General features: G+C 69.9%; 14 protein-coding genes. 8 read left to right on the top strand and 6 right to left on the bottom strand.

What is annotated here, in order from left to right; all coding sequences use genetic code 11:
* The first annotated feature begins 175 nt into the window (after positions 1-175).
* The 5 genes from BM393_RS16440 (at position 176) to BM393_RS16420 (ending at position 6,326) form a co-directional block, all read left to right on the top strand.
* A complete protein-coding gene (locus BM393_RS16440) occupies positions 176-2,059 on the top strand; it encodes a potassium transporter Kup (protein WP_091728516.1) in 1,884 nt (627 codons plus the stop codon).
* A 41-nt stretch (positions 2,060-2,100) separates the two neighbouring features.
* Positions 2,101-3,276, top strand: a complete 1,176-nt coding sequence (locus tag BM393_RS16435; protein ID WP_091728511.1) for a benzoate/H(+) symporter BenE family transporter — start codon at positions 2,101-2,103, stop codon at positions 3,274-3,276.
* 187 nt (positions 3,277-3,463) lie between these two features.
* A complete protein-coding gene (gene gshB / locus BM393_RS16430; RefSeq protein ID WP_091728507.1) occupies positions 3,464-4,447 on the top strand; it encodes a glutathione synthase in 984 nt (327 codons plus the stop codon).
* A gap of 101 nt (positions 4,448-4,548) precedes the next feature.
* The gene (fghA, locus tag BM393_RS16425) at positions 4,549-5,409 is read left to right on the top strand and encodes an S-formylglutathione hydrolase (RefSeq protein ID WP_091728504.1); all 861 of its coding nucleotides are present in this window, start codon (positions 4,549-4,551) and stop codon (positions 5,407-5,409) included.
* 176 nt (positions 5,410-5,585) lie between these two features.
* Entirely contained in the window at positions 5,586-6,326 is a 741-nt protein-coding gene (locus BM393_RS16420) for a metallophosphoesterase (protein WP_091728502.1), read from the top strand.
* Positions 6,327-6,438: 112 nt separating this feature from the next.
* Here BM393_RS16420 and BM393_RS16415 read toward each other — a convergent pair whose 3' ends face one another.
* The 3 genes from BM393_RS16415 to BM393_RS25790 form a co-directional block, all read right to left on the bottom strand.
* Positions 6,439-6,843 (bottom strand): hypothetical protein, encoded by a 405-nt coding sequence (locus BM393_RS16415; RefSeq protein WP_091728499.1) that lies wholly within the window; start codon positions 6,841-6,843, stop codon positions 6,439-6,441.
* Positions 6,834-7,292, bottom strand: a complete 459-nt coding sequence (locus BM393_RS16410) for a hypothetical protein (RefSeq protein WP_091728496.1) — start codon at positions 7,290-7,292, stop codon at positions 6,834-6,836. The genes BM393_RS16415 and BM393_RS16410 overlap by 10 nt, the downstream gene beginning before the upstream one ends.
* Before the next feature lie 124 nt (positions 7,293-7,416).
* Complete coding sequence (locus BM393_RS25790) at positions 7,417-7,596, bottom strand: hypothetical protein (RefSeq protein WP_175538371.1); 180 nt, start codon at positions 7,594-7,596, stop codon at positions 7,417-7,419.
* Here BM393_RS25790 and BM393_RS16405 point away from each other — a divergent pair.
* Positions 7,577-7,999: a metallophosphoesterase gene (locus BM393_RS16405; protein WP_175538370.1), complete on the top strand. Its 423-nt coding sequence runs from the start codon at positions 7,577-7,579 to the stop codon at positions 7,997-7,999. The two genes, BM393_RS25790 and BM393_RS16405, sit on opposite strands and share 20 nt — an antisense overlap.
* Here BM393_RS16405 and BM393_RS16400 read toward each other — a convergent pair.
* Positions 7,984-9,081, bottom strand: a complete 1,098-nt coding sequence (locus BM393_RS16400; RefSeq protein WP_141225357.1) for a Uma2 family endonuclease — start codon at positions 9,079-9,081, stop codon at positions 7,984-7,986. The genes BM393_RS16405 and BM393_RS16400 overlap by 16 nt on opposite strands.
* A gap of 147 nt (positions 9,082-9,228) precedes the next feature.
* Positions 9,229-10,503: a flavin-dependent oxidoreductase gene (locus BM393_RS16395; protein WP_091728486.1), complete on the bottom strand. Its 1,275-nt coding sequence runs from the start codon at positions 10,501-10,503 to the stop codon at positions 9,229-9,231.
* 84 nt (positions 10,504-10,587) lie between these two features.
* Between BM393_RS16395 and BM393_RS16390 the strand changes: the two genes are divergently transcribed.
* The gene (locus BM393_RS16390) at positions 10,588-11,109 is read left to right on the top strand and encodes a MarR family winged helix-turn-helix transcriptional regulator (protein WP_091728483.1); all 522 of its coding nucleotides are present in this window, start codon (positions 10,588-10,590) and stop codon (positions 11,107-11,109) included.
* Positions 11,109-12,104, top strand: a complete 996-nt coding sequence (locus BM393_RS16385) for a Bug family tripartite tricarboxylate transporter substrate binding protein (protein WP_091728480.1) — start codon at positions 11,109-11,111, stop codon at positions 12,102-12,104. Before BM393_RS16390 ends, BM393_RS16385 begins: the two co-directional genes overlap by 1 nt.
* Here BM393_RS16385 and BM393_RS16380 read toward each other — a convergent pair.
* Positions 12,026-13,294, bottom strand: coding sequence for an MFS transporter (locus BM393_RS16380; protein ID WP_175538369.1), 1,269 nt, complete (start codon positions 13,292-13,294; stop codon positions 12,026-12,028). The two genes, BM393_RS16385 and BM393_RS16380, sit on opposite strands and share 79 nt — an antisense overlap.
* Positions 13,295-13,339: the final 45 nt, after the last annotated feature.

Below are 13,339 nucleotides of genomic sequence, written 5' to 3'. Positions count from 1 at the left end.
ACGGTGGCTGGCGGGCGGTCGCGCCGGGGCCGGATTTCCCGGTCCAAGCGCAACCGCCGCCGTCCGTCAAGCCCGCCCCCGCAACGGCGGGAGTGGCGATTGACGCACTGCACAACGGAAGGCAGACAATACGCGCTTTCGACTTCCGGCGGCCCGGGCGGCCGCCGCGCCTTTCGTGAGTTCACACAATGCGCCCCGCTCGCCGGCCGTCCTGGCCGGGCTGACCATCGGCGCCCTCGGTGTTGTCTACGGCGACATCGGCACCAGCCCCCTGTACGCGCTCAAGGAAGTCTTCCACGGCGCGCACGTCCCCATGACGCACGACAACATCCTCGGGGTGCTGTCGCTGCTGTTCTGGACCATGACCATCGTGGTCTCCTTCAAGTACGTGCTGCTGATCCTGCGCGCGGACAACAACGGCGAAGGCGGCCTGATCGCGATGCTGGCGCTGGCCACCACCGCCGTGCGCGAGAAACCCACGCTGCGGCGCGGGCTGATGCTGGTGGGGCTCTTCGGCACGGCGATCTTCTTCGGCGACGCGGTCATCACGCCAGCGATGACGGTGCTCTCGGCGGTCGAGGGCATCGAGGTCTACGCGCCGCAGTACCACGACGCGGTGGTGCCGATCTCCCTGGTGGTGCTGGCGGGGCTGTTCGCGGTCCAGCGCTTCGGCACCGGCGGCGTGGGCAAGGCCTTCGGGCCGGTGATGCTGGTGTGGTTCACCTCGCTGGCGCTGCTGGGCATCCCCAAGATCGTCGGCAATCCGCATGTGCTGCAGGCCATCAACCCGATGTGGGCGATCGAGTTCTGCGCGCACTACGGCTGGATCGCCTTCGTCGCGCTGGGAGCGGTGGTGCTGGTGGTGACCGGCGGCGAGGCGCTGTACGCGGACCTGGGCCACTTCGGCAAGCAGCCGATCCGCATCGCCTGGTACAGCTTCGTGATGCCGGCGCTGACGCTGAACTATTTCGGCCAGGGTGCGCTGCTGCTGGACCGGCCGGAAGCGATCAAGAACCCCTTCTTCCTGCTGGCGCCGGGCTGGGCGGAGATCCCGCTGTTCGTGCTGGCGACGCTGGCGGCGATCGTGGCCTCGCAGGCGCTGATCACGGCGGCCTTCTCGGTGACCAAGCAGGCGGTGCAGCTCGGGCTGCTGCCGCGCATGCGCATCGTGCACACCTCGGTGCGGGACATCGGCCAGATCTACGTGCCCTTCGTCAACTGGGGCCTGTTCGCCTTCGTCGTCGTGGCCGTGGCCTTCTTCGGCTCGTCCAGCAAGCTGGCCGGCGCCTACGGCGTGGCGGTGACCATCGACATGACCATCACCACGGTCATGACCTTCTTCGTGATCCGCTTCGGCTGGCGTTATCCGCTGTGGCTGTGCGTGCTCGCGACCGGCGCGTTCTTCGTCATCGACGCGACCTTCCTGGCCTCCAACCTGCTGAAGATCGCCCACGGCGGCTGGTTCCCGCTGCTGATCGGCTTCGGCATGTTCACGCTGATGCTGACCTGGAAGCAGGGCCGCCGGCTGCTGTCGGACAAGCTGCGCGAGGACGCGATCGACCTGAAGAGCTTCCTCGAGGCGGTGTTCATCAACCCGCCGACGCGGGTGCAGGGCAGCGCGGTGTTCCTGTCGGCGGAGCAGGGCGTCACGCCCAATGCGCTGCTGCACAACCTCAAGCACAACAAGGTGCTGCACGAGCAGAACCTGTTCGTCAGCGTCAAGCATCACGAGGTGCCGTGGATCGGCTTCGAGAGACGTGTCGAGGTCGAGAGCCTGGACAACGACTGCTGGCAGGTGACGCTGCACTTCGGATTCAAGAACGAACCGGACGTGCCGGACGCGCTCAAGCTGCTGGAGCAGCGCGGCGTCCACCTGGACGAGATGGAGACCAGCTACTTCCTGTCGCGCGACATCGTCATCCCGACCATCGGCTCAGGCATGGCGCTGTGGCGGGAGAAGCTCTTCGCGAGCATGCACCGCAACGCGGCCGCGGCGGCCGACTTCCTGCACCTGCCGACCAACCGGATCGTGGAACTGGGGTCGAAGGTCGAGATCTGACGGTCGCAGGGACGCGGGGCGCGGTCGTTATGCTTCGCGTCATGAAACGCTGGCTGCAAGACCTGTCCCTCTCCGCCGCGGTCGCGGGCTTCGTGGCCGTGCTCGTGGGCTTCACCAGCTCGGTGGCCATCGTGTTCCAGGCCGCGCAGGCGCTCGGCGCGACGCCGGCCCAGACCAGCTCCTGGATCTGGGCGCTCGGGCTGGGCATGGGACTGACCAGCCTGGGCTTGTCGCTGTGGACGCGCCAGCCCGTCCTCACCGCCTGGTCGACGCCCGGCGCGGCGCTGCTGGCCGGCGTGTCCGGCATCTCCATGCCCGAGGCCGTCGGCGCGTTCATCGTCTGCGGCACGCTGATCCTCATCGCCGGTGCGACCCGCTGGTTCGAACGGATCATGGACCGCATCCCCATCGCCATCGCCTCCGCGCTGCTGGCCGGCGTGCTGGCGCGATTCGGGCTCGACGCCGTGCTCGCCACGAAGACCGCGCCCGCGATGGTCCTCACGATGGCGCTCGTCTACGTCGCGGCCCGCCGCTTCCTGCCGCGCTACGCGACGCCGCTGGTGCTGCTCGCCGGCGTCGCCGTCGCGGCCTCGCAGGGCCGGCTGCATCTCGAGGCCGTCGAGTGGGGCTGGGCGATGCCGGTCTGGGTCACGCCGGCGTTCTCGCTGCCCGCGCTGGTCGGCGTGGCGCTGCCGCTGTTCCTCGTCACGATGGCTTCGCAGAACCTGCCCGGCGTCGCGGCGCAGCGGGCGTCGGGGTATCAGACGCCGGTGTCGGCGAGCATCGCCGCCACCGGCCTGGCCTCGGTGGTCTTCGCGCCGTTCGGCGGCTATGCGTTCAACCTGGCGGCGATCACCGCGGCCATTTGCATGGGCCGCGAGGCGCACGAGGATCCGGCCCGGCGCTACACGGCGTCGGCGATGGCGGGCCTGTTCTACATCGCCATCGGCCTGGCCGGCGGCGCGGTGGTGGGCCTGCTGACCGCCTTCCCCCGCGAGCTGATCGCGGCGGTGGCGGGACTGGCGCTGCTGGGCACGATCGCCGGAGGGCTGTCGGCCGCGCTGAAGGATGAGCGTCATCGCGACGCCGCGATCCTGACCTTCCTGGTCACGCTGTCGGGGCTGAGCCTGCTGGGCATCGGCTCGGCGTTCTGGGGCGTGGTCGCCGGTGCGGTTTCTCTTTTGGTGCAACACTTCCGGGCCGCTCCCAGGCAGTGATCCTGCCTAGGGGGCTGGCCCTCACCCCTGCGCTCTCCCGCAAGCGGGAGAGGGAGTTCATGCCCGAGGTCCGAAGGGCCCTGCCGAAATCCCCGGCCTCGCCGCCGAATTGCCCGAATTGCCCGAATTGCCCGAACTGCCGCCGAATTGCCGGCGTTTGCCGAATCCCTTGTCGAAAGCCCTGTCCATGAAACTGCTGTTCGTCGCCGACCCGCTGTCCACGTTCAACACCTACAAGGACTCCACCTTCGCGATGATGCGGGAGGCCGCCCGGCGCGGACACGAGCTGTGGGTGTGCGAGGTGCCCGACCTGCTGTGGGTCAGCGGCGGCCGGGTGACGGCGCATGCGGCCCGGCAGCTGACGCTGACGCCGGAAGCCGCCGCCAGCCAGGCCGGCACGAAGCTCGCCGTGTGGCACGAGGTCACCGCGACGCGGGACCTGGCGCTGGCCGATGTCGACGCGGTGCTGATGCGCAAGGACCCGCCCTTCGATTCGGAGTTCTTCTACGCGACCCACCTGCTGGAGCAGGCCGAGCGCGAAGGCGCGCGCGTGTTCAACAAGGCCGCGTCGCTGCGCGACCATCCGGAGAAGCTGGCGATCCTGGAGTTCCCGCAGTTCATCGCGCCGACGCTGGTGACGCGCTCCGCCGCCGCGATCCGGGCCTTCCATGCGGAGCATCAGGACATCATCCTCAAGCCGCTGGACGGCATGGGCGGCATGGGCATCTTCCGCGTCAAGGCCGACGCGCTGAACCTGGGCAGCATCATCGAGACGCTGAACAAGAACGGCGCGCAGTCGGTGATGGTGCAGCGCTTCGTGCCGGAGATCGTCCAGGGCGACAAGCGCATCCTGCTGATTGGCGGTAAGCCGGTGCCGTACTCGCTGGCGCGCATCCCGCAGGGCACCGAGGTGCGCGGCAACCTGGCCGCCGGCGGCAAGGGCGTGGCCCAGCCGCTGACCGACGACGACCGCCGCATCGCCGAGGCGCTGGCGCCGGTGCTCGCCGCGCGCGGGCTGCTGCTGGTGGGGCTGGACGTGATCGGCGACAAGATGACCGAGCTCAACGTGACCAGCCCGACCTGCTTCCAGGAAATCATGGAACAGACCGGTTTCGACGTCGGCGCGGTGTTCATCGACGCGCTGGAAGCGGCGGTGAGGGCGGCGCGCTGAGCGTGTGACGACCGCGCTCGAACGCGCTCGATGGGGCTCGGGTCGCGCCTCGCTTGCGCTCTGATCGCACCTTGATCGCCGAAACGGACCAGGATTCAGCCATGACTTTTGAATTGCTCAGCGAGCACGCCAGCTTCGGCGGCGTGCAGCGTTTCCACCGCCACGACTCGGTCGAGATCGGCCTGCCGATGCGCTTCGCGCTGTACCTGCCGCCAGGCGGGGCGCGCGCGGCGAAGGGCCTGCTGGTGTTCCTCGCGGGGCTGACCTGCACCGAGGAGACCTTCACCATGAAGGCCGGCGCCCAGCGCCAGGCCGCTGCACTGGGCCTGGCGCTGCTGATGCCGGACACCAGCCCGCGCGGCGAGGCCGTCAGCGCGCTGCCGGGGGCGACCGCGTCCTGGGATTTCGGCATCGCCGCGGGCTTTTACCTCGATGCGACGCAGGCGCCCTGGGCGACGCACTGGCGCATGGAGAGCTACCTGATGAAGGAGCTCATCCCGCAGGTGCAGGCCGAGTTGGGCTTGGACGCGGCGCGGACCGGGATCGCCGGCCATTCGATGGGCGGGCATGGGGCGTTGACGCTGGCGCTGCGGCATCCGGGCGCCTTCGCGTCGGTGTCGGCCATCGCGCCGATCGCGGCGCCGAGCCGTTGCCCGTGGGGCGTGAAGGCCTTCACCGGCTACCTCGGCGACGACCGCGACGCGTGGCCCGCGCACGATGCGAGCGCGCTGATGCAGGCGCAGGCGCGCGTGCCGTACCCGGGCGGCCTGCTGGTCGACCAGGGGCTGGCGGACCGGTTCCTGGTCGAGCAGTTGTTCCCGGAGGCGCTCGAATCCGCGTGTGCGGCGATCGGGCAGCCGCTGACGCTGCGCCGGCACGACGGGTATGACCACGGGTACTACTTCATCGCGTCGGTGATCGACGATCATCTGGCGCATCACGCCCGGCAGTTCAGAGGCTGATCGCCGTCACAGATGACGCGTCCCTGCGGGCCCGGCGCCGATCGGGTGCTGGGGCGCTCGGATGCTCGGGGCGCTCGCTGTCTGCAGCTCGCGTTTGCGTTGGCCGCCGCGTGCGGCGCCCGGCGCCCGGTCGCTCGCCGGTCGCTGGCGGATGAACGAGAGCACCGGAGAGTCCAATGCGCATCGCCCTGCTGTCCGACATCCACGGCAACCTGCCGGCACTGGAGGCCGTCGTGGCCGACCTGCGCGCGCGCGGCGTGGACACGATCGTCAATCTCGGGGACATCCTGTCCGGTCCGCTGCTGCCGCTGGAGACGGGGCGCTACCTGATGTCCCAGGACTGGCCAACGATTGCCGGCAACCATGAGCGGCAGCTGCTGGCGATCACGGCGGCGAAGCCGGGTGGTGCCTCGGACCGTTTCGCTCGGGAATGCCTGGGCGAGGCGGAACTCGACTGGCTGCGCGCGCTGCCGGCGACGCTGCGGCTCAACGACGAGGTGTTCCTGTGCCACGGCACGCCGCGCCGGGACATCGAGTATTTCCTCGACTCACAGGTCGGCGAACGCCTGGTGCTGGCGTCGGCGAAAGATGTCGCCGAGCGCCTCGGCGAGGAGCGATCCGAGCTGGTCTGTTGCGGCCACACGCACATTCCCCGGGTGCTGCGCAGTGCGCGCGGGCAATGGCTGGTGAATCCGGGCAGTGTGGGCTTGCAGGCCTGGGATGACGATCACCCCGAGCCGCACGTCGCGGAGATGGGCTCGCCGGACGCGCGCTATGCCATCGCGGAGAAGACGACGCAGGGATGGCGGGTGACGTCGATCAGCCTGCCGTATGACCACGAAGCCGCTGCGCGGATCGCGGCCCGCAATGGGCGTGAGGATTGGGCGAGGTGGTTGAGGACGGGCTACGCGGCTTGATCGCGGCGATGCCCACGCCCCACGCCGCGATAGGGGCGTGAAGGTCTTGGCCACCGACGATGACGCCGTTGCCGTTCCCCGACTGGAGGGGGAACCGTAGAGGCTTCTTTGCTCATGAGACGCCGAACAAGCGCCCACGCGTGATGGCCAGACGCTTCAATTCCTTTGCCACCATCCTCCTGCTCGAGAGACCGTGCGCGGAGAAGTCCGCGAGCGCATGAGCCGGGTTGTCCGGCAAGGTCGGATGGTCGTGTGTCGGGTCCTCGAAGCACGGTATGCCGCAGGCGAGGAATTCGGCGACGCTCAGGCCGAAAACCGCAGCCGACCGCCGGCCAGCACGTGTGTAGCGCTCATGCGCGCCTTCGGCGGTCGTGATGGACGACCGGTCGACCGACAACTGCCCGTTGTCCGACTTCGAGGGCATGAAGCACGAACTGCAGGGGCATCCAGCGTTCAGCCCGCTGGGGTGGACCTGGCGGAACAGCAGCTCCTCCGCGTTGCTCAAGCTCATCGCCATGCGGGGCCTCCTGCGGCGTCGAGTGCGCGAAGGAAGTCGGCGTCCATGACCGGGTAGGGCTTGGGATACAGCTTGCCGGTGCCGCCGATCTCGAAGCCGAAGATCTCCAGTGTTCCGTCGACGCCGACTTCCACGGTGAGGTCCCAGGTGCCCCGGATGTATTCCATCAGCACGCCGCCGTCGGGCGACGGGAACAGGTCGCCGAGCCCGATGAGCATTGGCCGCGCGAGCAGGAGCTGCCGGGTGACCTGCAGGGCGATCGCCGAGATCGGCGGCGCGCCGTCGTCGTTCCAATCAGCGGGCATCGCCGCCAGTTCGGCCAGGCGGTCTTCGACAGCGGCCCATGATGGAAGGGAGGGAGTCTCCTGGGCTTCGCCGGGATGAGCCGGCGGCACGCAGGGAGGGATCGGCTTGGACGGCATCAGGCGGTCGGGAAGTGCGTAGGCCATTCACCGCTCCTACAGGGTTGTTGAGGAGCAATGATTCTTCGAATCCTGGTGCCTGCTGTCTCTCGCATCAATCGGCGGTAAATCGAGGGCTGGTGCCAGATCGAAGGCGTCGGAGTGACTGCGATCAGGAAAACGATCCGGGGTTGGTCGGCGCCTGTGTCGGCGGCGCGGCCTCCCCCATCGTCGCCTGCCGATGCCCCGCCACCGCCTTGTAGCGCTTGACGAAGGCGTCGACTTCCGCGGGATCGATCACGTCCTCGAGTCGCGCGAAGCCGTCCGGCGAGGTGTTCCTGTGCCACGGCACGCCGCGCCGGGACATCGAGTATTTCCTCGACTCGCAGGTCGGCGAACGCCTGGTGCTCGCGTCGGCGGAAGAGGTCGCCGAACGCCTCGGCGAGGAGCGATCCGAGCTGGTCTGTTGCGGTCATACGCACATTCCTCGGGTGCTGCGCAGTGCACGCGGGCAATGGCTGGTGAATCCGGGCAGCGTGGGCTTGCAGGCCTGGGATGACGATCACCCCGAGCCGCACGTCGCGGAGATGGGCTCGCCGGATGCGCGCTATGCCATCGCGGAGAAGACGGCGCAGGGGTGGCGGGTGACGTCGATCAGCGTGCCGTATGACCACGAGGACGCTGCGCGGATCGCGGCCCGCAACGGGCGTGAAGATTGGGCGAGGTGGTTGAGGACGGGCTACGCGGCGGCTTGATTGCTCGCCGCGATACGTTCGTAGATGACCTCGGCGGGAATGGTGAGGTCCAGGGATTCCAAGTGAAGCGGCGCATCGCCGATGGACGGGTGGCGCGACCACCGGCCATCGGATTCCCGGCGGTGAAGATCGATGCGGCGGCGGACATGGTCGACCAGCACGTACTCCCGCAGGGAAGGAATCCGGAAGTAGGCCTGCGCCTTCTCGGTCCGATCGAAGCGTTGCGTCGAGACCGACAGCACCTCGATGACAAGGATGGGCGCCAGCATCCACCGCTGATGCCCGCTGATCCGCTCGCAGGTGACGACGACGTCAGGATAGAAGTAGGTGCCGATGGGATTCAGCACCGCCGCGTTTTCTGAGAAGACGCGGCAAGGGCTGCCTCGCAGATGCTGATGCAGGCTCGCGGCGAGATTCATGCACGCCGTGCCGTGGTCGAGGCGAGCGCCGGTCATCGCCAGGATCTGGCCGTGGAAGAACTCGTGCCTGCGTCGCTGAAGGTCTTCCCATGCGCAGAACTCCTCGAGGGTGAGCCTGACATCTGGCTGGTCAAGGCCGGCGAACACGGCGGCCACGGGAAAGGCGATCCCTTGGAAATCGAGGCGCACCTCGCCGCCCGCCTCGTGGTGGGTCGCGGTCCATCCGCCGGACGCGTTTCGCCGCTCCACACTGACCCTTCGGGTGCCACGGTCGACGATCAACAGCTCCTGCATGGTGTTGATGCGCCGTAAGGCGCCCAGACGCATGGCGTCGGCGATGCCGGGCGTCGCGGAGGGAAAGGTACAGGCGAACGCCGGAGAGAGACATTCGTCGGATCGAGCGAAGAACACGTCCGGCTGGACCACATCGAGACGGGTGGCGATCACGGGTTCAGCGCCCAGGCAGGCGGCCCAGGGGGACTCCTCGCCCGACGCCGCCTGGATCACCGAAGTCAGATTGACCAGCAGGCGGAAGAAGGCGGAATCGCGCGGCGGCAGCGGACGAGGGTGACCATCGATGAGTTCATGGGCCTCTTCCTGTAGCGCTTGCCATTGAAGGAATTCGTCCGAGGTCATCGGCTGCTCGACATGGAGGTAGGACATGCGCCACTCCTGCAACTGCGTGAGGAAAGCTGGCGATTCTTCGGAAGCCGCTGTTCGGCGTCTGCCACCTCGATCAGCATGAAATCCGGCCCTCGTCCCCGATGGAGGGCGCTTGGGTGACTGGAACGAAGGGGCCGGTTCCGCGCGCTAGCGGGGCGAAGGCGGCGCGGCCTCCCCCGTCGCCGCCTGCCGATGCCCCGCCACCGCCTTGTAGCGCTTGACGAAGGCATCGACTTCCGCGGGATCGATCACGTCCTCGAGTCGCGCGAAGCCGTCCGGCGCGCGTTCCTCGACCATGTCGAGGATGTAGTCCAGCCCCTCCTGCCGATTGAGCTCGACGATGCGCGCGCACATCGGCCGGCGCTCGGCCTCGTAGTTGGCGAGCGCCGTCTCCACGCGTCGCTCCTCGCGCAGCGCCCTGGCGATCGCGGCGGCATCGAGGATCGCCTGCGTCGCGCCGTTCGAGCCGATCGGGTACATCGGGTGCGCCGCGTCGCCCAGCAGCGTGATGCGCCCATGCCGCCAGCGCGGCAGCGGATCGCGGTCGACCATCGGCCACTCCAGCAGCTGCGTCGCGCCCCGGATCACGCCGGGCACGTCCAGCCAGGGGAAGCGCCAGCCGCCGAAGGTCGGCATCAGGTCATCGATCGAGCCCGGCTTGTTCCAGTCCTCGCGCCCCGGCGCCGTCAGTCCGCCACCCAGGCCGTCCTCGCGCAGCCGGCGGTCGCAGATCCAGTTGATCAACTGCAGCCCGTCCGACCGCGGTGGTGCGATCGGATAAACGACGAACTTCGCGCGCCGATGCCCCGCCTGCACCATCGTCCGGCCGTCCAGGAACGGTCGTGCCAGCGAGGTGCCGCGCCACATCATCATCCCGTTCCAGCGCGGTGGTCCTTCATCGGGATGGAACTGCCGCCGGATCGCCGAGTGGATGCCGTCCGCCGCGATCAGCACGCTCGCGCGTCGCGCCACCCGGGCGCCCGTGGCGTCCACCCCATGGGCGATGACCTCGTCGCCATCGAGTTGCGCGCCGGTGATGCGCCAGCCGCTCACCAGCCGTTCCGCGCCGAGCCGCGTCGCCGCTTCGCGCCACAACAGCTGCTGCAACTCGCCGCGGTGCACGCTGAACTGCGGATGGCTGTAGCCGCCGGCCAGGCCGCGCACATCCTCGTAGATCGTCTGCCCGTGACGGTTGGCGAAGACCAGCGCCGAGGTCGGCACCGCCATCGACGCCAGCGCCGGCATCAGCTCCAGCTCGTCCAGCACCGCCACCGCATGGGGCAGCAGGTTGATGCCGACGCCCAGCGGCTTGAGTTCGGCAGCGGCTTCGCAGACCGTCACGCGGTGGCCGTCGCGTTGCAGCGCCAGCGCGGCGGCCAGTCCGCCGATGCCGCCGCCAGCGATCAGGATGTCGAGGGCCATGGGCGTCTCCGGGCTCCAGGGGAATCGATCGGGTCAGGGTAAGCGAGATAGTTGCGCTATGCAACAGTATCTAAGCTCATTGCCATGAGTCGTACCCGCTCGCCCAAGACCGTCGCCGAGCCGCCTGGCGGCCCGCTGCTGCCCGTTCCCGGGCTGGACTACGGGGTGCTCGACGAGCTGCTCGGCTACGCGCTGCGCCGGGCGCAGATCGCGTTGTACGTGGACTTCTATCGCGCCACCGCCGGCCTGGACGTGAGTCCGCCGCGCTTCGCGGCGCTGGTGCTCGTGGGCCGGAACCCGGGCATGCGGCAGGGACTGCTGGCACAGGCGATGGGCCTGCACCGCAGCGGCGCGCTGCGCCTGACCGACTGGCTGACCGCCCGCGGCTGGGTGGAGCGCCAGGACGATGCCGAGGACGCCCGCAGCTGGGGGCTGTTCCTGACGGCGGCCGGCAAGCGCAAGCTGGCGGAGCTCGAGCGCCGCGTGCGTGCGCACGACGAGCGCCTGATGCGCGGCCTGGGCGATCGCGCCGCGCTGTTGAAGCTGGACCTCGAGCGGCTGGCCGCGATGGCGGCGGCCAACAACAACGACGACGGAGACAAGTGATGAACGACCCGGAACGACTGCTCACCCGCCGCGATGCCGGCCTGCTGCTCGGCGCCGCGTTGGCCGGGCTGGCCGGACCGCTGCGCGCGCAGACCGCGGCGATGCCGCGCATCCTGGTCGGCTTCCCCGCCGGCGGCTCCACCGACGTGATCGCGCGCCGGCTCTCCGAGGCCTGGCGCGGCCGGCTGGCCGAGGCGGTGCTGGTCGAACAGCGCGTCGGCGCGGGCGGACGCCTGGCGGTGGCTGCGCTCAAGGACGCGCCGGCGGACGGCGGCACGATGCTGCTGAGCCCGTCCTCGATGTTCACCATCTATCCGCATGTCTATCGCAAGCTGGCCTACAAGGCGGAGAGCGACGCGATCGCGGTCTCGCCGATCTGCAACGCGACCTGCGGCTTCGGCGTCGGGCCGATGGTCCCCGCCTCGGTGAAGACGCTCGGCGACTTCGTCGCCTGGGCCAAGGCGCATCCGGAGCAGTCGTCCTACGCCTCGCCCGCCGCGGGCGCGATGCCGCACTTCCTCGGCGACCAGTTCAAGCGCGCCGCCGGCATCACGCTGGCCCACGTGCCGTACCGGGGCGCGGCGCCCGGGCTGCAGGACCTGATGGGCGGCCAGATCGCCTCGGGCTGCTTCATCCTCGGCGACTTCCTGCCCCACCTGGCCAGCGGCCGGCTGCGCATCCTGGGCGTGACCGACCATGAGCGCTCGCGCTTCACTCCCGAGGTGCCGACCTTCGCCGAACAGGGCTTCAAGGCTATCGTCGGCTTGGAAAGCTACGGGATCTTCCTGCCGTCGAAGACGCCGGCCGCCGTCGTCGACAAGGTCTTCGACCTGATCCGGGTCGCGCTGCGCGAGAAGCAGGTCGTGGACGGCCTGGCCAAGCTGGGGTTTGAGCCGCTGGCGATGGCGCCGGCGGACTACGCGCGGCGGCTGGCGGCCGAGCGCGGGCAGTGGGGGCCGATCGTGCAGGCGTCCGGCTTCTCCTCGGACGACTGAGCGAGCCGCCGCCAGGCGAAGAGCGCCAGCGGGATCGCCAGCGCCGACAGCGCCAGCGCGAGCCCGCCGGCGGCGCTCCAGCCCCAGCGCTCGACCACCGCGCCCATCAGCGGCGGACCCAGCAGCGCGCCCGAGGCGCCGAACTGCGTCAGCCGTCCGCTGGCCAGCGCGAGGCGCTCCGGCGCGCGCGCGGCCAGCGGCAGCAGCGCGAAGACCAGGCTCGGGAACACGCCCGAGGCCGCGTTGACGGCGATCGCGAGCAGCGCCTGGGTGGACGCCTGGCCGCCGTCGCGCAGGGCGGCCAGGAACAGCAGGCCCGACAGTCCCAGCGAGACCGCCATGGCCACCGCGATGGCCGGCGACAGCGCGCCGCGGCGCTTCAGCAGCCACGCGCCGATCGCGCTGGCCGGCACGTTGGCGAGCGCGGCGGCGGCGGTCCAGCCGCCGGCCGTGGCCAGCGGCATGCCGCCCTGGGTGAGCAGGCTGGGCAGCAGCGCGAGCAGGCCGACCTCGGCCACCGCGTAGGCGCCGAAGGCCGCCACCAGGGCCCATAGCAAAGCGCCGGTCGCGCCAGGCGATGGCGGCGGCGCTGGTGCCGCAGGCGCTACCGGCGCGGTCGCCGATGTCGCCGATGCGGCTCTCCTTGTTGCGGCATCGCCCGCTGCCATCGCGCGCAGGCTCACCCACAGCAGCAAGCCGCCCGCCACGCTCAACGCCTGCGCGAGGCGCCAGCCGACCGCGCCCGCCGTCCATGCGTAGGCCCAGGCGCCCACGGCCATGCCCACCGGCACGAAGGTGCTCCACAGCGCCATCGCGGCCGCCTGCCGTCGGCCCTCGGCCGCGCGGGCGATCAGCACGGGCGCTGCGACGACGATCGCGAGATAACCCAGGCTCTCGACCAGCCTCGCCAGCGCCAGCGTCACGAGGTCCTGCGCGAAGGCGCTGGCCGCCGCGCCGATGGCGAGCGCGAGCACCGCCACGGACAGGCTGGATCGGAGCCCGACACGCGGCAGCCAGCGTCCGGCGACGCCGCCCAGCGTCGCGCCGCAGACCTCCAGCAGCGAGGTCAGCGCGGCCATGGCCGCCAGCCCGAGCTGGAGCTCGCGCGCGATCGGCGGCGACAGCGCCGCCAGCTTGCCCAGTTGGGCCGCGGCGAACACGCCGCAGAGGTAGTACAGCAGAATCCTCACTTCGGCCCTCCCGTGCCGATCCGGTCGACGCGAGGCGTGTCGACC

Origin of the sequence: Mitsuaria sp. PDC51 (genome assembly GCF_900113225.1) — a bacterium.
Classification (GTDB): Bacteria; Pseudomonadota; Gammaproteobacteria; order Burkholderiales; family Burkholderiaceae_C; genus Roseateles.
This window is presented reverse-complemented; position numbering and strand designations above follow the sequence as displayed.